Genomic DNA, 20,214 nt, shown 5'->3' on the forward strand with positions numbered 1-20,214 from the left:
GCTACTGCGAGTAACCAGCGCCACAGGCGCTCACGCCCCGGGTATGCCGTCCAGCGCCTTTCGCATGGCCCGCGAGACCTCGGGCAGGAGCGTCATCGAGAACGTCTTCGTCATGTGACCGTGGTCGAAGTAGGTGATGAGACCGCCGAGCACCGCCGGGCACGAGCCGTCGCGGCACAGCAGGTCGGTGACCTCGAGGCGGGTCACGTCGCGGCCGGCTCGACCGGCCGCCGCGTCGGCCAGCGGGTCGGGCTCGAGACCGGAGGTGCCCGCGAACTTCACGTTGGTCGCGCAGCGGCCCACGTCGTCGAGGTAGCGCGACACGCAGTCGGGCACGCTCTCGGCCGAGCCGGGGGTGTCGCGGATGGCGAGGACGCGGGAGCCCGCCTCGATGAACGTGTCCATGACGCGGTTGTACGCGGCCTCGGCCGCCGTCGTCTTCTGGGCCGCGGGCACCCCGGCGAGCGGCTGCAACGTGCGGTCGGACATGACGACGAGGTCGTAGCCACCCTTGGTGATCCGGTCGCGGGCCCAGGTGTTGAGCGCGACGCAGTTGTCCTCGAGGGCCTTCGTGCCGAACTGCACCGGGACGTCGACGGAGTAGCACTCCGACGCGATGTAGGTGTCGACGCGCCAGCCCCTCGCCTTCGCCGTCTGGAGGATCGGCGGCGCCCACTGGCCGGCGTGCGAGTTGCCGTAGAGCGCGACCTTGACCGGCGCGTTCTTCGGACCGTAGCTGCACACCTTGCGACGGGTGAAGGGACGGTTGTTCCAGCAGTCGTCGGCGTAGACCTGCGGCTTGTCCTTGGCCGCCTGGATCGGGTTGCTCAGCATCGCCATCTCGCGGCCGGCGCACGAGGCGGTGCGGTAGTAGTCGGCGCCGACGCACGGCGCGCTCGAGTCGATGACGACCGACTCGGCCGCGTCGGTCGCGCGCTGCGCCTGCCAGAGGGCCAGCCCGGCCAGGGACAGCGAGATGCCGAGGCACGCCGCGAGGAGCACGAAGGACCGCTTCGTGCTGCGCGCGATCCGCGGCGTGAAGCGCATGAGGTCCTCGATCCAGCGCTTCGAGGCTGCCGAGAGACCGAGGACGACGACGATGATGACGAGCTTCTGCCACCAGGAGACGGAGTCGACGTCGAGCACGAACGGTGCGATGACGATCGCGGGCCAGTGCCAGAGGTAGACCGAGTAGGACACGTCACCGAGCCACTGGACCGGGCGACCCGACCAGAGGCGGTGGGGACCTGCCCGGAGGTCGTCGGAGCGGGCGGCGATGACGGCCGCGGCACCGAGCGTCGGCAGCAGGGCGGCGACCCCGGGGAACGGCGTGGCACCGGTGAAGGTGAGCGACGCCCAGAGGATGGCGGCGAGGCCGCCCCAGACGAGAGCGGCCCGGACCGCCGTGGCGCGGAAGCGCAGCCCGGCGTGGACGGCGGCGGCCAGCGCGGCACCGACGCCGAGCTCCCAGACGCGCGTCGTCGAGACGAAGTACGCCTGGGCGGCGTCCTCGCCGGTGAACCAGGCCGAGTAGGCAAGGGACGCCAGGCTGACGGCGCCGATCACGATGAGCGGCGGGAAGCGGAACGAGCGCCCGAGCCGACGGGTGACGAGGAAGGCGAGGCCGATGAGCACCGGCCACACGATGTAGAACTGCTCCTCGACCGACAGCGACCAGTAGTGCTGGGTCGGCGAGTGCAGCTGGTCCGTCGCGAGGTAGTCGGTCGACGTCAGGGCCAGCAGCCAGTTCTCGACGTAGAGGGCCGAGGCGATGACCTCCTGCGCCACGCGCGCGTGCACCGTCTGCGGCAGCCAGACGAGGCTCGCCCCGAGGGTGGCGACCAGAACGACGGTGGCGGCCGGGATGAGTCGGCGGACGCGCCGCGCCCAGAAGGAGAAGAGGTCCTTGGCGTTGCGGATCGGCCGCTGGAGAAGGTGCAGCGTGATGAGGAAGCCGGAGATGACGAAGAAGACGTCGACGCCGACGTAGCCGCCGGTGAGGCGGGCCGGCCAGAAGTGGTAGAGCACGACGAGCGTGACCGCGATCGCACGAAGGGCCTGGATGTCCTTGCGCGGGCCGGCCTTGGCGGGCCTGACGGGGGTCTCCTGCGGGTGGGTCGCGACGTCCGTGGGGTCGCCGACGACCACTGCACTCGTTCCGTCGGGTGCTGCCAAGGGATCTGCTCCGAACTACTGGTACTCGTGCACGGCGCACCGGGCCACGCGAATCGACCCCGACAAACTAACGCACGAACCTGCCGAAGACCGATTCGCCACGGTCGTCGGGCGTCCCCTGAGCACAGCCTCCACTCAGGCACTGGCCCATAGGATGGGCCGTCCCTCCTCGACCGGAAGAGAACCTGCGTGCCCTCCGCCGCTCCCCAGCTGACCGTCATCTGCAACGTCCACAACGACGCCGGACGGCTCCCACGGGCCGTCGGGTCCGCCCTCGCCGCGTGGGACGGGCCGGACGTCGAGGTCCTCGTCGTCGACGACGGCTCGACCGACGACACCGGGGCGGTGGCCGACCGGCTGGCCGCCCAGGACGATCGCGTACGCGTGGTGCACCGAGGCGTGAACGACGGCGCCCCGGGCGCGCCACGCAACCTCGGCCTCGACGCGGCCCGCGGGGACTGGGTGGCCTTCGTCGACAGCGACGACACGTACGTCCCCGGCTCGCTGCGCCGGCTCGTCGAGGCCGCGGTCGCCCGCGACGCCGACGTCGCGGCCGGAGCGGTCGCCCGCTACAACGAGCGCACCGACCGGGTCACGCCGCTCCCTGCGACCGACTACACCGCAGGTCCTGTCGAGCCGCTGGCGCCCGGCTCACCGCTCTGGCAGGACACCATCGCGGTCGCGAAGGTCATGCGCCGACGCCTCCTCGACGAGCACGCGATCCGCTTTCCGGAGCGCATCCTCTACGAGGACCAGCCCTTCACCGTGGCGCTGTGGTCGACCGCGCGACGGATCGCGACGCTCGACGAGGTCGTTTACCACTGGTTCGTCAACAACGTCGCGGGGCAGGAGTCGATCACGGCGAGGCGCCACGAGATCGCGAACTTCCACGACCGCCTCGCGGCCAACCGGGCCATCGACCTCCAGCTCGCCGGACGCCCGGACCTCACTGCTGCCAAGCTCGACAAGTTCGTGCGCCACGACCTGGCGCTCTACGGCAAGGACCTCGACGCCCGCGACGACGACTACCGCGCCGCCTTCCTCACGGCGGCGCGCGACTACCTGGCCGACCAGCCCGCGGACCTGCGGGGGTCCCTGGCCCAGCCCTACCGCCTCGTCGTGCGCGAGCTCGTCGACGGCAGCGCCGAGAGCTCGGTCGCCGCCTGCCTCTTCGCCTACCGTCGGCGTCACGTGGAGCGCCCGCTCGTGCACCGCGCAGAGCGGTGGTGGTGGCCCTACCGGCCCGACGAGGAGATGTCGGACGACCACGACCTGACGACGGTCGTCGCCAAGGAGCACGCCAAGCGACGTGCTATCTGGACGACGACCTGCCGAGAGGTCGCGGTCGCGCCGGGCGCGATGCGACTGGTCGGCACGGTCGTCGACGGCGACGACGGGATCGGCGCGCGCGCGCGCCTCGTCCTCATGCTCGTCGACCGGGACCAGGGCGTCGTCCTCTCCTCGACCACCGCACGCATACGCCCGGAGGGAGCCTTCGACGCGACCCTCGAGCTGCCGTCACCCGATCCGGCGGCCCCGCCCGCGAAGGCGTGGGACGTCAAGGTCGACGTCGGGGGCGCACTGCGCGGCCGACTCCCGGGTCGGACCCGGCGCGCCCGTCCCGTCGAGGTCCCCGCCTCCGTCGCGCTTCCCGCCCTCGACGGTCTCGAGCCCTACCGCACGCGCAACGGCAACCTGTCGCTCCGGCCCGCCACGGAGGCGGACGACGACGGTGCGGGCCCGGCCGGCGACGCCGACTGAGCCCGCACGACGTCAGCGGCCCGCGGCCGCGGTCTGGGCCTGGTCCTGGGTCTGGGTCTGGGTCTGGGCCTTCTTCGCCCGCCCGGGCTCACCCTGGCGGGTCTTGTCCAGATCCTCGATGGCCGCGGTGACGCGGGCGCAGCACTGGCCGTCACGCATCGGGAAGGTCGCGTCGATGCGGCCCTGGAACTCGGGGCGGGCGGCATAGCCGTTCTCGGCGATGTCGACGACGGCCCCCACGGCCGCGTCGACGTCCTCGACGACCGGTCCGAAGCCGTCACGGGGGTACTGGAAGTAGCCCGCACGACCGACGTGGCCGCCTGCCATGACGCGCTCGGCGTCGAACTGGAAGTAGACGACCGGACGGTCCATGTAGGCCGCGTTGAACGCCATCGACGAGTAGTCGGTGACGAGCACGGCGGACCGGGCGAAGTACTCCTGCACGTCGGCACCGTCGAACGACAGGCGCAGCACGGAGTCGGGCAGGTCCATCTTGGCGAGGACGGGCTGGATGTTCGGGTGCGGCAGGAAGGCCACGGTGCGCCCGGTGCGGGCGGCGAGCTCGGTCAGCTCCGGACTGCGCAGGAACGCCGTCCACGCCTTGGCGTACTCGGTCTCGAAGAAGTGCGAGTCGATGACGCGGCGCTGGCTGCCGGGCTTGAGCGGGGGCACGAGCCAGTTGCGCCACGTCGGCGCGACGAGGATGAGGTCGCACGCGTCACCCTGGATGCGCTGCGCCTTGGCGTGCAGCCGGTCGAAGCGCGGCAGCCCGGTCAGGGCCACCTCCTTGGCCGTGAAGACGTAGGGCGAGCCGTCGCCCGCGATCGACTCGTACTCCCCCGGCGTCGACGTCACGAAGAGGTCCATCTGCTTGGGGTTGAGCCAGCGCGACAGGTCGTCCTTGATGACACCGTGCTGGAGGAAGGTGAACTTCCAGCGTGGGTCGATGTGCTTGAGGATGGCCGGCGGCTTCTGGACGGGCGCGTCGATGTGCGAGGAAATGAGGTGCGCGGCGTTGATCATCAGCAGCTTCCAGCGCAGCGTGCCGTGCGCCACGAGACGCGACCCGTAGCCCTCGGCCTTGAGCCGCTTCCAGTCCGGGGTGTCCTTCTCGAGGACGAACCACGCGTTGACGTCGGCCCGGTTGTCGCGCAGCCAGCGGAAGAGGATCTCACCGGAGTCGTTGGCGTCGTGGATGCGGTCCATGAGCACCCAGGCGCCGTCGAACTGCTTGCCCACCTGCGCGCGGGACGCGAGCACGCGCACCGGGTCGACCTTGAGGCGGTCGATGGCCTCGCGACGACGGCGCCCCGGACGACGGAACCGGTTGGCGATGGCGCGGGCTCCGAGGGCTCGCGTGCGCACGCCCTCCCACCCGCCGAGCAGCTCGACGCGGGAGCCGTCGAGACGCAGCTCGAGGGTGCCGCGCGCGTCGACCCAGAGGATGCGCTCCCACATGAGGGTGTCGCCGAAGAACTCGATGGCGCGGGTCTTCGCGTAGCGCGGCGCCTTGAGCTCGCCGCGCGAGTAGACCGACTCCTCGGGGGCCTCGCCGATGTAGCGGTAGAGCACCCGGACCATGCGCTTGGTGCGGTCGTACTTGTCCGTCACGGCGTAGGAGGTGTGCCAGTCCTGGCCCCGGAGGCCGTGCAGCAGGATGTCGCGCCAGTGCGGCTGGAGCTTGCGGATCGTGAACGAGTCGACGACGTCGGGCGAGAGCAGCTCGGCGATCTCGCCGAGGGTCTCGCGGAAGGTCGCGGCGAGATCCCCGCTGATGGCGGACGCCGAGTTGGCCATCGCGTCCTCGGACGAGAAGTACCACGACAGCTCGTAGAGGATGACGTGCTGGACCCACATCGGTACGGCGCCGTGACGCTGCCGCGCCTCGCGGAGCAGGCCGAGGTAGCCGTCGCGCGGCACGGTCGAGTAGCGACCCACGGCGGAGATGCCGGTCTGCAGCGTCGAGCTCTGGTCGGCACGCTTGCGGTAGTAGTAGCGCGCCGACCCGATGAAGCCGGTCTGGCGGCTGGGCGCGGCGAGCAGGTAGCGCACGGCGAAGTCGCCGTCCTCGAAGTTCGGCCGCAGGCCGGCGTTGAAGCGCAGGTCGCCGATGACGTCGCGGCGCATCAGCGAGGTCGTCGAGCTGCCCGGGATGTAGGAGGTTGCGACGTCGAGGTCGACGAGGCGGTCCTCGGCGTACATCTTCGAGCGCGGGTGCTTGCCGAGTTCACCGGTGCCCTCGTGGCGCAGCACGACGTTGGCCGAGAGGAACTGGACCTCGGGGTTGTCGGCGGCGAAGGCAGCCATCGAGGCGAAGAACTTCGCGTTGACCGTGTCGTCGGGGTCGATGAAGGTGACCCACTCGCCGGTGGCGCGCTCGAGGCCGGCGTTGCGGGCCGCGGCCTGTCCGGCGTTCTCCTGGTGCAGGACGACGACCTCGCAGCGCGCCCGGGTGGCCCACTCCTCGAGGACGGCACGCGAGTCGTCGGTCGAGCCGTCGTCGACGAGCACGACCTGCAGCCGCGTCAGGTCGAAGGTCTGCGCCTCGATCGCGGCGATGTACTCGTCGAGGTAGCGCGAGACGTTGTAGACCGCCGAGACGACTGAGAAGAGTGGCCTGCCCGGACTCCGCAGGGTCACGTGCTCGGGAGTCGCCTCGGTCATGTCTGGTGCCTTTCCCGCACGGGGCAGCCACGTGGCTCCCGTGCTCTGGTGGATCTGGTCTCGCGGTGGACGTCCCCTGACACCATCCCGACCGCGCCACCCCGCTCAGGGGCGATTGCCGCACAAATACTATCTGTCCCGAACCTGAGCCGTCGGGGGCGCCGTCGGCCGCACCCCCAGGAGCGCCGCCCGCCTGCTCAGTTGCCGAGGTAGGGCGACACGACGACCTCGACGCGCTGGAACTCCTTGACGTCGGAGTAGCCGGTCGTGGCCATCGCCCGCTTGAGGGCGCCGATGACGTTGGTGGCCCCGTCGGCCTGGCGTCCCGGCCCGAAGAGGATCTCCTCGAGGGAGGCCTGCGTGCCGAGGGCGATGCGCTCGCCACGCGGCAGCTGCTGGTGGTGGGCCTCCGGGCCCCAGTGGTAGCCGCCACCGGGGGCGTCGGTGGCGCGGGCGAGCGCCGCCCCGAGCATCACGGCGTCGGCGCCGCACGCGACCGCCTTGACGATGTCGCCGGACGTGCCGACCCCACCGTCGGCGATGACGTGCACGTAGCGGCCGCCGGACTCGTCGAGGTAGTCGCGCCGCGCGGCTGCGACGTCGGCGACGGCCGAGGCCATCGGGGCGTGGATGCCGAGGGCCGTGCGGGTCGTGTGCGCCGCGCCGCCGCCGAAGCCGACGAGGACGCCGGCCGCGCCGGTGCGCATGAGGTGCAGGGCCGCCGTGTAGGACGCGGCGCCGCCGACGATGACGGGCACGTCGAGCTCGTAGATGAAGCGCTTGAGGTTGAGCGGCTCGGCGCGACCGGAGACGTGCTCGGCCGAGACCGTCGTGCCGCGGATGACGAAGAGGTCGACGCCGGCGTCGACGACGGTCTTCCAGTGCTGCTGGGTGCGCTGCGGCGAGAGGGCACCGGCGACGGTGACCCCGGCCTCACGCAGCTGGCGCAGCCGCTCGGTGATGAGCTCGGGCTTGATCGGCTCGGCGTAGATCTGCTGCATCCGCGCCGTGGCGGCCTCGGGCTCGATCTCGGCGATCTCGCGCAGCGCCGCGGTCGGGTCCTCGTAGCGGGTCCAGAGGCCCTCGAGGTCGAGCACCGGCAGCGCGCCGAGCTTGCCCAGGACGATGGCGCTCTCGGGCGAGACCACGGAGTCCATCGGCGCGGCCATGACCGGGATGTCGAAGTGGTAGGCGTCGATCTGCCACGACACCGAGACCTCCTCGGGGTCGCGCGTGCGCCGGGAGGGCACGACGGCGATGTCGTCGAAGGAGTAGGCGCGCCGTCCGCGCTTGCCTCGGCCAATCTCGATCTCGGTCACCGGCCGATCCTACCGACCTGGCCACCCACGGACGTATGCCGTCCCGCGGGCTCGGCGGGACGGCATACGTCATCGTGTGGTCGGTGGGGCGGCGGCCCGGCGGCGGTCAGCCGATCGAGTAGTTGGGCGCCTCGACGATGCCCTGGATGTCGTGCGGGTGGCTCTCCTTGAGCGACGCCGACGTGATGCGCACGAACTGGCCCTTGTCCTGCAGCTCGGGGATGGTGCGGGCGCCGACGTAGAACATCGACTGGCGCAGGCCGCCGAGCATCTGGTGGGCGACGGCCGCGAGCGGGCCGCGGTAGGCGACGCGCCCCTCGATGCCCTCGGGCACGATCTTGTCGTCCGAGTCGACCTCGGCCTGGAAGTAGCGGTCCTTGGAGTAGGACTTCTTGCCGCGCGAGCTCATCGCCCCGAGCGAGCCCATGCCGCGGTAGCTCTTGAACTGCTTGCCGTTGACGAAGATCAGCTCACCCGGGCTCTCCTCGCAGCCGGCGAGGAGGGAGCCGACCATGACGGAGTCGGCGCCCGCGACGATCGCCTTGGCGATGTCGCCGGAGTACTGCAGACCACCGTCGGCGATGACCGGGACGCCGGCCGCCTTGCAGGCCTGTGCCGCCGCGTGGACGGCCGTGACCTGCGGGGCACCGACACCCGTGACGATGCGGGTCGTGCAGATGGAGCCCGGCCCGACACCGACCTTGACGGCGTCGGCGCCGGCGTCGACGAACGCCTGGGCGCCCTCGCGCGTCGCGACGTTCCCGCCGATGACCTGGACGTGACGCGTCGCCGGGTCGGTCTTGAGCCGCTGGACCATCTCGATGAGCAGGCGCACGTGGCCGTGGGCGGTGTCGGCGACGAGCACGTCGACGCCGGCCTCGATGAGGGTCGTCGCGCGCTCCCACGCGTCGCCGAAGTAGCCGATCGCCGCGCCCACCATGAGGCGACCGTCGGCGTCGTTGCTCGCGTCGGGGAACTGCTCACCCTTGACGAAGTCCTTGACGGTGATGAGACCCGCGAGGTGGCCCTCGGCGTCGACGATCGGCAGGCGCTCGCGCTTGTGCTGACGCAGCAGCGCCGTCGCGTCGTCGCGGCCGATGCCGACGGGACCGGTGATCAGCGGCATCGGCGTCATGACGTCGCTGACGAGCGTCGTGGCCCACTCGGCGACCGGCGTGAAGCGCAGGTCGCGGTTGGTCACCATGCCGATGAGCTTCTTGTCGTCGCCGATGACCGGCAGGCCCGAGACGCGGTACTCGCCGCAGATCGTGTCGAGCTCCTCGAGGGTGCGGTCCGGACCGATGGTGATCGGGTTGGAGATCATCCCGGTCTGGGTCCGCTTGACGAGGTCGACCTGGTAGGCCTGGTCCTGGATCGAGAGGTTGCGGTGCAGGACCCCGAGACCGCCCTGGCGGGCCATCGCGATCGCCATGCGCGCCTCGGTGACGGTGTCCATGGCCGCGGAGATGAGCGGCGACCGGATCGACAGCTCGCGCGTGAGGCGCGTCGTCGTGTCGATGTCGCTGGGGGCGAGGTCGCTGTAGCCCGGCAGGAGCAGGACGTCGTCGTACGTCAGCCCCATCGTGGCGAAAGCAGCGGGCACGTCAGACGATCCGAGGCTCATTGCCCGATTCTACGGGCTGCCGGGGGCGCGGCCGAACGCGCCTCAGGGCGTGGGCACCACGGGATCGGTGAGGTCGTCGACGAGGCCCGACGCGCTCGAGGTGGCGTCGTCGACAGCGCTCCCGACCGAGTCGGTGAGGCCGTCCGTGCCACTCGAGTCAGTGTTGTCGATGCTGCCGCTGGGGTCGCTGCTGCCGCTCGTGCCGTCGGAGGTGGAGGATCCCGAGCTCCCGGAGCCGTCCGAGCTCCCTGAGCTGTCCGTGCTGTCCGTGCTGTCCGTGCTGCCCGTCGGACGGGGCTTGGCGGGACCGGTGGTCCGCGCCCTCGACGTCGGGGTCGTCGGGACGAGCGTCGTCTGGGGGACGAGGGCGTCAGACGTCGCCGTCGGGGTGGAGGTCGGCGTCGGCGTGGGCGTCACGGTGGGCTTCTTGCCACCCTTGGTGCCCACCACGGGCCCCTTGCCGTTGTTCGGAGCCGGCGGGGTCCCGGTCTGGCTGCCGCCGGCCACCGTGCCGCCCTGGTCGGAGGTCGTCCCGCCGGACCCCACCGTGCCTCCGGTACCGCCCGGGCCGTTGCCCGCCTGCCCGTTGCCCGCCTGCCCGTTGCCCGCCTGCCCGTTGCCTGCCGGACCGTTGGCGCCGGGGCCACCGCCCTGAGCACCGGCCACGGCTCCGGGCATCCCGTGGGTGCCTGCCGCAGCCGCCCGCATCTGGGCGGCGACGACCCCGGCGGGCAGCAGCACGATGCTGCCGTCGTCGGCGCGAGCGAGCACGAGACCCTTGGCGTAGGTGGTGCCGGACGTCTGGGGCAGGCCGAGCCGGGAGAGCAGGGCGCTCGGGGCGTCGCTCCGGGCGCTCTCGTCCATCTTCTGGACGATGCGCGCGCGGTCGGCCTGGCTCGGACCGTTGGAGGGAAGCGTGACGGCCGCCGCGACGCCGGCGCCGGAGGCTGCCACCGCGAGGGCTGCGAACGCCCCGAGGTAGCGGTGCTTGTTGGCGATGCGCCGACGTCCGGAGCGCGACGGGAGCGGGGTGTCGGCGTGCGCGGCGAGGGCGCCGAGCAGGCCGGCGACGGGCTCGGACCCGGCGTGGACACGTCCGCCGAGCCGGTCGAGCAGGAGGTCGTCGGCGATGAGGTCGCTCATGGGGGACAGGTCGTTCATGCGACGTCACCCTCCCCGGCCTGGGCGATCATCGCGCGGAGCTTGGTCAGGGCCCGGTGCTGCGCGACGCGGATGGCGCCCGCGGACATGCCCAGGGCGGCGGCCGTCTCGTCGGTGCTCATCCCGACCGCCACGCGGAGCGTCAGGATCTCGCGCTGCTGGGTCGGGAGCTGCTGCATGAGGGCCATCGCGGTCGCGGCGTCGTCGCGCATGACGGCGACGGACTCGGGCGAGGGACCGTCGTCAGGGCCGTCGGGGACGTCGGCAACGGGTGCAGGCCCGCGCATCGCGGCACGCTGGGCGTCGGCGAGCTTGCGGGAGGTGATCGTGTAGACGAACGCCTCGAAGGGCAGCCCGCGCTCCTGGTAGGTCGGCAGGGCGGTCATGACGGCCATGCACACCTCCTGAGCGACGTCCTGGGCTGTGTCCTCGGCGCCGAAACGGCCCAGGCGGACGCGGGAGTACCGCAGGGCCATGTCCCTGACGCGCGCCAGCAGCACGTCGCGTGCGTTGTCGTCACGCACGGCGAGCGCCGCAAGCTCACGAAGCGATGGAGCGTCCATCCGCTCCATCGCACCAACGCCACCCGGCGTTACGCCGGTGTGCGTGGACCATCCAAGACCCATGTGAGCTGTCGTCCCCCCGAACTGTCGTCTGTGCTGGCGACGCCTTCGTCCGCGCCGCCGTCGGTGCGCTCCCCAGAGCGGGGCCCATGGTAGTGCCGGCGGGCCCCTCCGGACGAGTACGGACGGTCGGATCCGCCTCCTCGGACGAGCATGCCATCCAGATGGCAATTCTTGAACAAGTCCTTAAGATTCCGCTCTTTATCCGTGATCGCATGCCCGGTTAGCGTCGATTCCGCGGCTCCGCGACCCACCACACGCACCGAGCGGGCCGGTACGACACGGCGGACACAACCGCCCCACCGAGAGACGAGTTCATGGCCGAGATCACCCGCCTGCCCGGACCGGTTGCCGACCTGTGGGACTGGCAGCTGGACGGTGCCTGCCGCGGCGTCAGCCCCGAGGTCTTCTTCCACCCCGAGGGCGAGCGCGGCCCGCGCCGCCGCAACCGTGACGCCCAGGCCAAGGCCGTCTGCGCCGCCTGCCCCGTCGTGGCCCAGTGCCGCTCGCACGCCCTCGAGGTCCGCGAGCCCTACGGCGTCTGGGGCGGGCTGACCGAGGCCGAGCGCGAGGTCCTCTACGACGGCATCCAGGAGGCCTCCTGACCACCTGACGGTCGCCGGCACACGCCGTCGGCGACCACGCAGCCGCTCGACCGGCCCGCGAGATACGACGGGGTCGCGGAGGTCGAGACGCAGCGAGGGCCGCTCCCCGTCGGGGAGCGGCCCTCGCTGTCGTGTCAGGCGCCGACGCGGGGCCCGTCAGGGCCCGTGGTCGTATGCCGTGTGGCGCGGTGCGTCAGTGACCGTGGCCGTGGCCGTGACCGCCGGCCGCGGGCTCCTCGTTCTCGGGCTTCTCGACGACGAGCGTGTCGGTCGTGAGGATCATCGACGCGATGGACTCGGCGTTGCGCAGCGCGGAACGGGTGACCTTGACCGGGTCGATGACGCCGGCGGCGATGAGGTCGCCGTACTCGCCCGTGGCCGCGTTGAGGCCCTGGCCGAGCGGGAGCTCGGCGACCTTGGAGGTGACGACGTAGCCCTGGAGGCCGGCGTTCTCGGCGATCCAGCGCAGGGGCTCGGCGACGGCCTTGCGCACGATGGACGCACCCGTGGCCTCGTCACCGGTCAGCTCGAGGGCGTCGATGGCGGAGGCCGCGTGGATGAGGGCCGTGCCGCCACCGGCGACGATGCCCTCCTCGATGGCCGCGCGGGTCGCCGAGATGGCGTCCTCGATGCGGTGCTTCTTCTCCTTGAGCTCCACCTCGGTGTGGGCGCCGACCTTGATGACGCAGACGCCACCGGCGAGCTTGGCGAGGCGCTCCTGGAGCTTCTCGCGGTCCCAGTCGGAGTCGGTGCGCTCGATCTCGGCCTTGATCTGGTGGACGCGGCCGGAGACCTCGCCCTCCTCGCCGTTGCCGTCGATGATCGTCGTGTTGTCCTTGGTGAGGACGACGCGGCGGGCCTGGCCGAGGACGGTCAGGTCGGCCTGGTCGAGGCTGAGGCCGACCTCGGGCGCGATGACCTGGCCACCGGTGAGGATGGCGAGGTCCTGGAGCATGGCCTTGCGGCGGTCGCCGAAGCCGGGGGCCTTGACGGCCGCGACGTTGAACGTGCCGCGGATCTTGTTGACGACGAGCGTCGAGAGGGCCTCGCCGTCGACGTCCTCGGCGATGATGAGCAGCGGCTTGCCCGACTGCACGACCTTCTCGAGGATCGGGAGCACCTCGGCGACCGAGGAGATCTTGCCCTGGTTGATGAGCACGTAGGCGTCCTCGAGGACGGTCTCCATGCGCTCGGTGTCGGTGACGAAGTAGGCCGAGAGGTAGCCCTTGTCGAACTGCATGCCCTCGGTGAACTCGAGCTCGGTCGCCGTCGTCGAGGACTCCTCGACGGTGATGACGCCGTCCTTGCCGACCTTGTCGAACGCCTCGCCGATGAGGCCACCGAGGGTGGCGTCCTGGGCGGAGAGCGTCGCGACGGAGGCGATCTCGTCCTTGCCGTCGACCTCGCGGGCGTTCTCGAGGAGGCGGTCGTTGACCGCGGTGACGGCCTTGTCCATGCCGCGCTTGAGCGCGGCCGGGGCGGCGCCGGCGGCGACGTTGCGCAGGCCCTCCTTCACCATGGCCTGGGCGAGCACCGTCGCGGTCGTCGTGCCGTCACCGGCGACGTCGTTGGTCTTGGTCGCGACCTCCTTGGCGAGCTGGGCGCCGAGGTTCTCGTAGGCGTCCTCGAGCTCGATCTCGCGGGCGATGGTCACGCCGTCGTTCGTGATCGTGGGGGCGCCCCACTTCTTGTCGATGACGACGTTGCGGCCCTTCGGGCCGAGCGTCACCTTGACGGCGTTGGCGAGCGCGTCAACGCCGCGCTCGAGCGACTTGCGGGCGGAGTCGTCGAACTCCAGCTGCTTGGCCATGGTGTTCCTTTGGCTCGGGTTGCTTTGCGGTTGCTGTGCTTACGTGAAACGAGACGCACCCCGGGGAGACCCCAGTGGGGCTCACCGGGGTGCGTTCACGGCATACGGCTGGGTCAGCCGACGATGGCGAGGACGTCACGCGCGGAGAGGATCAGGAACTCCTCGCCGCCGTACTTGACCTCGGTGCCGCCGTACTTGCTGTAGATGACCTTGTCGCCGACCTTGACGTCGAGCGGGACGCGCTCGGTGCCGGTGTCGTTGAAGCGGCCGGGGCCGACAGCGAGGACCTCGCCCTCCTGGGGCTTCTCCTTGGCCGTGTCCGGGATGACGAGGCCGGACGCAGTGGTCTGCTCGGCCTCGAGGGACTTGACGACGATGCGGTCTTCGAGCGGCTTGATGGAAACCGACACGGTGGTGACCTTCCCTTCGGGACAGTCGGAAACTGACTACGGACTGTGGGCTCTTCGAGGCTGGCCGCCGTCGCGGGGGTCGACCTCCCTCGATGAGGGTGCTGGCACTTTCAGGTCGAGAGTGCCAACAGGATGAATCTAGGTTTGCCGTTAGCACTCGGTCAAGTCGAGTGCCAGATTCGGCGGCGCGTCGTGGTCCGCCGGGCGCTGGCAGGATGAGCCCATGGACGCCGCCATGGTCGATCGCCTCTCCGCGGGTGAGGGCTGGGCGCTGCTCCAGTCGCTGCCTCCCTACGACGAGGGCGGCTCGCTGCACCTGCAGGATCGGCTGCGTGAGGCGGGCTTCGCCGCCGACCTCGTCGCGGCGGCGATGACCCAGTCGCGGCTGCGCTCACGCGGGGTCGAGAAGTTCGGCGACTTCGCCGCCGGCATGCTCTTCACCCCCGACGGCCTCGAGCAGTCGACGCGCCTGGCGATCGCCGCGCGCCACGCGCACCGGTACGCCGCCGCCGGGGTCCGCGACGTCTACGACCTCGGGTGCGGGCTGGGGTCCGACGCGATGGCCTTCGCCGGCCTCGACCTGACGGTCCACGCCGTCGACGCCGACGACACGACCGCCCGCATCGCCGCCGTCAACCTGCGCCACTGGCCGTCCGCCCGGGTCACGCACGGGCTCGCCGAGGACGTGCGCCTCCCGGAGGGCGAGGGACGACGCCACCTCGGGCTGTGGCTCGACCCGGCCCGCCGCGTCACCGGAGTGGCCGACATCAGCGGCCGCACGAAGCGCGTCTTCTCGCTCGACGCCATCTCGCCGTCGTGGTCGCAGGTGCTGGAGTTCGCCGGGCAGGTGCCGGCGACGGGCGCCAAGCTCTCCCCCGGCTTCCCGCACGGGTCGGTCCCCCGGGGCGCCGAGGCGCAGTGGACGTCGTGGCACGGTGAGGTGCTCGAGTGCGCGGTCTGGTGGGGACCGCTCGTCGCGAGCGCCGGACGCACCGCTGCCGTGTGCACCGAGACCTCCACCTCCGTGGTCACCGAGGCCGACGCGGCCGACGGCGCACGGCGCCCGGGGCTCGGGTCGGTCACCGACATCGGCGAATGGCTCTACGAGCCCGACCGCGCCGTCATCCGGGCCGGACTCACGGGCGCGCTCGTCGCGGCCGTCGACGGCGCCGAGCTCGCCACCGGAGTCGGCTACGTCTCGAGCGGCGTGGCTCGCGAGCTGGCCTGGGCCCGGCGCTTCCGGGTCGTCGAGGCGATGCCCCTGTCGACCAAGCGCCTCGCCCGCTGGCTGCGCGACCACGGTCACGACCGCGTGACGATCAAGAAGCGCGGCGTGACCCTCGATGCCGACCTGCTGCGGCGACAGCTGAAGATGACCGGCCGGGGCAAGGGTGGCTCCGAGGCGACGCTCGTCCTGACCCGGGTCGGCGGCGGCCAGGTTGCCCTCGTCGTCACGCCTGCCTGACGCAGCCGTCCCGGGCTCCCTGTCGCCCACCCCATGGTCTGCCTGATGGTGCTGCGGATGGTGGGGTGATCGCCCCACCAACCGCAGCACCATCAGCAGGTCCACACCGAGGGCCGACCGGCTCAGGTCGCGGCGGCGGCGTACAGCTCGTGCAGGGCGCTCCACGTGATGCCCCAGTCCGGCGCCGGCGTGCCGTCGACGTGGGCGTCGAGGGCGCGGACGTAGGTGTCCCAGCCCGCGGCATACCCCGCGACCTGGCCGTCCGTGAGCCGCGCGTGCCGCAGGACGAGGCGCGACCCCTCGCCGTCGGCGCTCACCTCGACTGTGACGACGGTCGGCGCCTCGCGGATCGGCCACTCCCAGACGAGCCGGTGGGGTGGCTCGCACCTGACGACGCGACAGCGCGGGACGTCGCCGTCGTCGAAGTGGATGGCGAACTCGCCTCCGGGGCGTAGGTCCCCGGCAACGGGCGCGAACCAGCGGGCCAGACGGTCCGGGTCGGTGCACGCCTGCCAGAGGTCCTCGGGTGATGTCGCATAGTGCCGGTCGAAGACGATCGCGAGGGCGCCCGGGTCGTCACCGTCCCGCTCGATCCGCCCCAGCACCTGCGTCAGCTGCTCGCTCATCCCTGCTCCTGCCGTCGGGCCCGCACGCCGCGGGCGATCTCGGTGTCGAGGGCGTCGAGACGCTGCCCCCAGAACGAGCGGACCTCGCGGCACCACTGCTCGACCTCGTCGAGCGCACCCGGCGCGAGCCGGTAGACGCGCCGCTGGGCGACGGCCTCCGCCTCGACGACACCGGCCTCGCGCAGCACCCGCAGGTGCCGCGAGATGCCGGGGCGCGCCGCGTCGAAGAGTGCCGCGACCTCGCCCGCGGTCAGCTCCTCACGGGCGAGGTGCTCGACGATGGACCGCCTGGTCGGGTCGGTCAGCGCTTCCCAGGTGCCGCTCATGCGTTGAGGGTAACGCTTGAGTTACGTAACTCACAAGGTACGTCCTTGTCCCGCAACACACCGAGCAGGTCACAACCCACCGCGATCCGTCCCGGGTGTGTTGTGACCTGCTCGGTGAGTTGCGGGGTGGGGTGGGTCAGAGGGTGGCGTCGGGCTGGGCACCGACCCAGCGCACGGCGGCAGCACCGGCGGCGTTGGCCGCCTCGACGGCGGCCTGGCGGTCGGCACCGCCGGCCAGGGCCGCCGCGAGGGCTCCGCAGAACGCGTCCCCGGCACCGACCGTGTCACCGAGGTCGCGCCTCGCCACGGGTATGCCGTCGACGCCGTCCGTCCCCCACCGCGCCCCCGCTGCCCCGAAGGTCACGAGCAGCGACTGCGGCACGAGGTCGGAGTCCGCGAGAGCGCGCATCTCCGACTCGTTGACGACCACCGGGTCGGCCAGGGCGATGACGTCGGCCGGCAGCCCGGCATACGGCGCCAGGTTGAGCACGACCCGGGCACCCGCCGAGTGGGCCGCGCGAGCGGACTCGGCCACGGTGTCGAGGTGCACCTCGAGCGAGCACAGCAGCACGTCGCCGGGGCCGAGACGTCCGGCCTGCGCCACGAGGGAGCGGTCCCGCTCGCCGTTGGCGCCGGCCACGACGATGATCGAGTTCTCGCCCTGCTCGTCGACGGTGATGAAGGCCGTGCCGGTCGGCGCACCCTCACTCGTCGACACGGCGGAGGTGTCGACCCCCAGGGCCGCGAGCCGGTCGAGGTAGGCACGACCCGGACCGTCGTCGCCGACGCGGGCGAGCATCGCGACGTCGGCGCCGACGCGGGCTGCCGCCGCAGCCTGGTTGCCGCCCTTGCCCCCGGCGAAGGTGCCGCCCGCCTCCCCGAGCAGGGTCTCCCCCGGCAGGGGGTGACGCTCGACGAGGGTCACCACGTCGACGTTGAGCGAGCCGAGCACCGCGACACGCCCCATCAGCGCTGCCCCGCCCGGCCGAGGATCGTGTCGGCCCAGAGCCGGGTGTAGCGGGGGCCGTCGACCTCCAGGGCGACGTCGACGCGCACCGGGGCCTCGCCGTGCGGGTCGTGGGCCATGTCGCCGCTCCAGTCGCGCCGGTCGACGATCGTGCGGCCGCGCGACCACGTGCCGGCCAGCTCGACCCGCAGCGGCAGGGGCTCGGTGCGGACGCCGTCCCGGTCGATGACGACGCACACCGCGCCGGCGTCACCGATGGTCGACGCCGGACGGTCGAAGCGCGCGTTCTGGAATCTGATCAGGCTGCCCGCCAGCTCGGCCGGGCCGCGGCCTCCGACGGCGACGAGCTCGTCGGCCAGCTCGGCCGGCACGACGGGCTGGTAGAAGACGTCGAGACCGTACATCGTCACCGGGATGCCGAGGTCGGCCGCCGCGTCGAGCGTGATGGCGGCAGCCTCGGGGTCGTGGAAGACGTTGAACTCGGCCGACGCCGTCGCGTTGCCGACATTGGCGGCGCCACCCATGAAGATGATCTCCGAGATGCCTTGTGCCACATCGGGATAGGTGCGCAGGAGCAGCGCGATGTTCGTCAGCGGCGCGAGGGGCACCAGCGTGACCGGTCGGCCCTCGGCGGCCGCCTCACGGCAGACGTCGCGCAGGAGCTCGACGGCATGCCGCGGGTCGACCGTCGCTGCCGCGGCCGGCCAGCCGAGGTCGCCCATGCCGTCGTCGCCGTGCACGTGCCGCGCGTCGACCGGCGTCTCGAGCAGCGGTCGCTCGGCTCCACGCGCCACCGGGATGTCGCTGCGCCCCGCGGTCTCGAGGACGCGCAGCGTGTTGCGCACGACGTCGTCGACGGGGGCGTTGCCCCCGACGCACGAGACGGCTCGCAGGTCGAGCGCCGGGTGCAGGGCGGCGAGGAGGAGGGCGCAGGCGTCGTCGACCCCGGTGTCGACGTCGAGCATGATCGGGATGGGTTCGGTCGTCACAGCGGCAACGTACCGGTTCGGGCCGTCCCCGACCGTCCCGGCGGGGACGAGGACCACCAGCCGCCGGGGATAGGCTCGAACGATGCGCCCGAGCCACAGCCGACGCCTCCTTCAGTCCACCGCCGGATGGGCCGTTCTCGCGGCGGCCGTGACCGCTGTCGCGGCCGCCTGCTCGTCGGCGCCGCCGGCCGCCGCCCCGCCGGCCTCCGGCACGTCCACGCCCCGCTCGACCTCGGCGACGACCGTCCCCACGACGGTCCCCACGACGAGCGCGGGCCCCTCGACGAGCGCTCCCGTCCCCACGACCAGCGAACCGTCGGCGCCCGCCTCCTGCGCGCCCCGCATCGTCGCGGGCATGGACGACGACGAGCGCGCGGGCCAGCTGCTCATGGTCGGTCTCGACAACGGCGCGAGCCGCTCGAGCCTCGACGCCCTCGTCGCGCGCCGCCACCTCGGCGGGGTCATCCTGCTCGGCGGCTGGGACGGCGGCACCGAGCGCGTCCGTGCGACGACCCGGCACCTCGCCGGGCTCGCGTCCGAGGAGGACACCGCCGGCCTCGGCCTGCTCGTCGCGGCCGACCAGGAGGGCGGAGCCGTGCAGCAGCTGCGCGGCGACGGCTTCAGCCGTATGCCGTCCGCCCGCGTCCAGGACCAGGGCTCGGCGAAGGGCCTCACCGCCGACGCGACGCGCTGGGCCGGCCAGCTGCGCCGGGCGGGCATCAACGTCAACCTCGCACCCGTCGCCGACACGGTGCCGACGTCGATCGGTCGCGCCAACGGTCCGATCGGCCAGTACGACCGACAGTTCTCGAGCGACCCAGAGCGCGTGTCACGCATGGTCGGCGCCTTCATCGCCGGGATGCGCGCGGGAGGCGTCGCCTCCACCGTCAAGCACTTCCCGGGCCTCGGACGCATCACGGGCAACACCGACGTCACGGCCCGTGGCATCACCGACCGCACGACGACGGTCGACGACCCCTACCTCGAGCCGTTCCGCACCGGCATCCAGGACGGCGTCGAGCTCGTCATGGTGGGCTCCGCCATCTACAGCCGGATCGACCCGGGCACCAACGCGGTCTTCTCCCGTCCGATCGTCACCGACCTGCTCCGCGACCGGCTCTCCTACGACGGGGTCGTCATCACCGACGACGTAGGCGCCGCGAAGGCCGTGGCCGACGTGCCGGTCGGCGAGCGCGCCACCCGCTTCATCGAGGCCGGCGGCGACATCACCCTGACCGCCCGCCCGAGCACCGTCCCAGTCATGCACGACGCCATCACGACGAAGATGCACGCGAGCCCGGCCTTCGCCAAGCAGGTCCAGACCGCCGCCACCCGCGTCGTCGACCTCAAGCTCCAGATGGGCCTCGCCCGCTGCCCGTAGCCCCAGACCGCGACACCCCCAGACCGCGGCCCGACCCAGTCACCAGCCCCACCGAACCCCACCCCCCAGGCGCGAGCCGACGACCGAGGGTGGGTGCAGATTCGCTGCAGCCCGGTCACACCCAGCCAGGACGAGAGGGCGCCGGGCGGGCCCAGGAGGAGCGCGCCGGGTGCGCAGTACGACAGGCCGGGAGGTGGGCGGCCGTTCGTCCGCGCGGCATCGAAGGCGGCACCGTGCCCATGCAAGGCCACGTGCCCGCATACGCCGCCTTCGCTCCACGCCGCGCGGGCGAGCGGGTGCCCGCCGAC

General features: G+C 72.1%; 17 protein-coding genes. 4 read left to right on the plus strand and 13 right to left on the minus strand.

What is annotated here, in order from left to right:
- Window positions 1–30: 30 nt before the first annotated feature.
- The gene (locus ASG96_RS04760; protein WP_157610648.1) at window positions 31–2,175 is read right to left on the minus strand and encodes an acyltransferase family protein; all 2,145 of its coding nucleotides are present in this window, start codon (window positions 2,173–2,175) and stop codon (window positions 31–33) included.
- Window positions 2,176–2,364: 189 nt separating this feature from the next.
- On the opposite strand from ASG96_RS04760, the gene ASG96_RS04765 reads away from it, so the two are divergent.
- Window positions 2,365–3,936 (plus strand): glycosyltransferase family 2 protein, encoded by a 1,572-nt coding sequence (locus tag ASG96_RS04765; RefSeq protein ID WP_057586968.1) that lies wholly within the window; start codon window positions 2,365–2,367, stop codon window positions 3,934–3,936.
- Between the two features lie 12 nt (window positions 3,937–3,948).
- Here the strand turns inward: ASG96_RS04765 and ASG96_RS04770 are convergent, their stop codons facing one another.
- The 5 genes from ASG96_RS04770 to shbA form a co-directional block, all read right to left on the minus strand.
- On the minus strand, window positions 3,949–6,600 hold the full coding sequence (locus ASG96_RS04770; protein ID WP_057586969.1) for a CDP-glycerol glycerophosphotransferase family protein: 2,652 nt from the start codon (window positions 6,598–6,600) through the stop codon (window positions 3,949–3,951).
- A gap of 197 nt (window positions 6,601–6,797) precedes the next feature.
- Window positions 6,798–7,919, minus strand: a complete 1,122-nt coding sequence (locus tag ASG96_RS04775) for a GuaB3 family IMP dehydrogenase-related protein (RefSeq protein WP_056760729.1) — start codon at window positions 7,917–7,919, stop codon at window positions 6,798–6,800.
- Window positions 7,920–8,025: 106 nt separating this feature from the next.
- Window positions 8,026–9,543, minus strand: coding sequence for an IMP dehydrogenase (guaB, locus tag ASG96_RS04780; protein ID WP_056760727.1), 1,518 nt, complete (start codon window positions 9,541–9,543; stop codon window positions 8,026–8,028).
- A 42-nt stretch (window positions 9,544–9,585) separates the two neighbouring features.
- Window positions 9,586–10,704 carry a hypothetical protein gene (locus tag ASG96_RS04785; protein ID WP_056760724.1) on the minus strand — a complete coding sequence of 373 codons (1,119 nt, stop codon included), beginning with the start codon at window positions 10,702–10,704 and terminating at the stop codon, window positions 9,586–9,588.
- Window positions 10,701–11,267, minus strand: coding sequence for an RNA polymerase sigma factor ShbA (shbA, locus tag ASG96_RS04790; protein WP_056760721.1), 567 nt, complete (start codon window positions 11,265–11,267; stop codon window positions 10,701–10,703). Before shbA ends, ASG96_RS04785 begins: the two co-directional genes overlap by 4 nt.
- A 377-nt stretch (window positions 11,268–11,644) precedes the next feature.
- Here shbA and ASG96_RS04795 point away from each other — a divergent pair, with 377 nt between their 5' ends.
- Window positions 11,645–11,932 (plus strand): WhiB family transcriptional regulator, encoded by a 288-nt coding sequence (locus ASG96_RS04795; RefSeq protein WP_020144864.1) that lies wholly within the window; start codon window positions 11,645–11,647, stop codon window positions 11,930–11,932.
- A 193-nt stretch (window positions 11,933–12,125) separates the two neighbouring features.
- On the opposite strand, the gene groL is transcribed toward ASG96_RS04795, so the two are convergent.
- The gene (groL, locus tag ASG96_RS04800; RefSeq protein WP_056760719.1) at window positions 12,126–13,742 is read right to left on the minus strand and encodes a chaperonin GroEL; all 1,617 of its coding nucleotides are present in this window, start codon (window positions 13,740–13,742) and stop codon (window positions 12,126–12,128) included.
- A 113-nt stretch (window positions 13,743–13,855) separates the two neighbouring features.
- Window positions 13,856–14,152, minus strand: a complete 297-nt coding sequence (gene groES / locus ASG96_RS04805; RefSeq protein ID WP_020144866.1) for a co-chaperone GroES — start codon at window positions 14,150–14,152, stop codon at window positions 13,856–13,858.
- 223 nt (window positions 14,153–14,375) lie between these two features.
- Here groES and ASG96_RS04810 point away from each other — a divergent pair, with 223 nt between their 5' ends.
- Window positions 14,376–15,617 carry a class I SAM-dependent methyltransferase gene (locus ASG96_RS04810; RefSeq protein WP_056760716.1) on the plus strand — a complete coding sequence of 414 codons (1,242 nt, stop codon included), beginning with the start codon at window positions 14,376–14,378 and terminating at the stop codon, window positions 15,615–15,617.
- 122 nt (window positions 15,618–15,739) lie between these two features.
- On the opposite strand, the gene ASG96_RS04815 is transcribed toward ASG96_RS04810, so the two are convergent.
- The 5 genes from ASG96_RS04815 to ASG96_RS24060 all read right to left on the minus strand — a co-directional run bounded on the left by ASG96_RS04815 (window position 15,740) and on the right by ASG96_RS24060 (window position 18,915).
- Window positions 15,740–16,243, minus strand: coding sequence for an SRPBCC family protein (locus tag ASG96_RS04815; protein WP_056760713.1), 504 nt, complete (start codon window positions 16,241–16,243; stop codon window positions 15,740–15,742).
- The gene (locus ASG96_RS04820) at window positions 16,240–16,569 is read right to left on the minus strand and encodes a metalloregulator ArsR/SmtB family transcription factor (protein ID WP_056760709.1); all 330 of its coding nucleotides are present in this window, start codon (window positions 16,567–16,569) and stop codon (window positions 16,240–16,242) included. Before ASG96_RS04820 ends, ASG96_RS04815 begins: the two co-directional genes overlap by 4 nt.
- Window positions 16,570–16,705: 136 nt before the next feature.
- Window positions 16,706–17,536, minus strand: a complete 831-nt coding sequence (locus ASG96_RS04825) for a PfkB family carbohydrate kinase (protein ID WP_057586970.1) — start codon at window positions 17,534–17,536, stop codon at window positions 16,706–16,708.
- Complete coding sequence (locus tag ASG96_RS04830) at window positions 17,536–18,525, minus strand: nucleoside hydrolase (protein WP_057587072.1); 990 nt, start codon at window positions 18,523–18,525, stop codon at window positions 17,536–17,538. The genes ASG96_RS04825 and ASG96_RS04830 overlap by 1 nt, the downstream gene beginning before the upstream one ends.
- A gap of 111 nt (window positions 18,526–18,636) precedes the next feature.
- On the minus strand, window positions 18,637–18,915 hold the full coding sequence (locus tag ASG96_RS24060; RefSeq protein ID WP_235506842.1) for a hypothetical protein: 279 nt from the start codon (window positions 18,913–18,915) through the stop codon (window positions 18,637–18,639).
- On the opposite strand from ASG96_RS24060, the gene ASG96_RS04835 reads away from it, so the two are divergent.
- Window positions 18,881–19,906 carry a glycoside hydrolase family 3 N-terminal domain-containing protein gene (locus ASG96_RS04835; RefSeq protein WP_235509067.1) on the plus strand — a complete coding sequence of 342 codons (1,026 nt, stop codon included), beginning with the start codon at window positions 18,881–18,883 and terminating at the stop codon, window positions 19,904–19,906. The two genes, ASG96_RS24060 and ASG96_RS04835, sit on opposite strands and share 35 nt — an antisense overlap.
- The last annotated feature ends 308 nt before the right edge of the window (window positions 19,907–20,214 follow it).

The sequence above is a fragment of the Terrabacter sp. Soil810 genome, from assembly GCF_001429645.1.
In the GTDB taxonomy this organism is placed as follows: domain Bacteria; phylum Actinomycetota; class Actinomycetes; order Actinomycetales; family Dermatophilaceae; genus Terrabacter.

Excerpts from the sequence above, each read along its gene's own strand:
- ASG96_RS04770 (WP_057586969.1), bottom strand. The coding sequence starts at position 6,600 with ATGACCGAGGCGACTCCCGAGCACGTGACCCTGCGGAGTCCGGGCAGG.
- guaB (WP_056760727.1), bottom strand. The coding sequence starts at position 9,543 with ATGAGCCTCGGATCGTCTGACGTGCCCGCTGCTTTCGCCACGATGGGG.
- ASG96_RS04785 (WP_056760724.1), bottom strand. The coding sequence starts at position 10,704 with ATGAACGACCTGTCCCCCATGAGCGACCTCATCGCCGACGACCTCCTG.
- shbA (WP_056760721.1), bottom strand. The coding sequence starts at position 11,267 with ATGGACGCTCCATCGCTTCGTGAGCTTGCGGCGCTCGCCGTGCGTGAC.
- ASG96_RS04795 (WP_020144864.1), top strand. The coding sequence starts at position 11,645 with ATGGCCGAGATCACCCGCCTGCCCGGACCGGTTGCCGACCTGTGGGAC.
- groL (WP_056760719.1), bottom strand. The coding sequence starts at position 13,742 with ATGGCCAAGCAGCTGGAGTTCGACGACTCCGCCCGCAAGTCGCTCGAG.
- ASG96_RS04810 (WP_056760716.1), top strand. The coding sequence starts at position 14,376 with ATGGACGCCGCCATGGTCGATCGCCTCTCCGCGGGTGAGGGCTGGGCG.
- ASG96_RS04815 (WP_056760713.1), bottom strand. The coding sequence starts at position 16,243 with ATGAGCGAGCAGCTGACGCAGGTGCTGGGGCGGATCGAGCGGGACGGT.
- ASG96_RS04820 (WP_056760709.1), bottom strand. The coding sequence starts at position 16,569 with ATGAGCGGCACCTGGGAAGCGCTGACCGACCCGACCAGGCGGTCCATC.
- ASG96_RS04825 (WP_057586970.1), bottom strand. The coding sequence starts at position 17,536 with ATGGGGCGTGTCGCGGTGCTCGGCTCGCTCAACGTCGACGTGGTGACC.
- ASG96_RS04835 (WP_235509067.1), top strand. The coding sequence starts at position 18,881 with ATGGACGACGACGAGCGCGCGGGCCAGCTGCTCATGGTCGGTCTCGAC.
- ASG96_RS24060 (WP_235506842.1), bottom strand. The coding sequence starts at position 18,915 with ATGAGCAGCTGGCCCGCGCGCTCGTCGTCGTCCATGCCCGCGACGATG.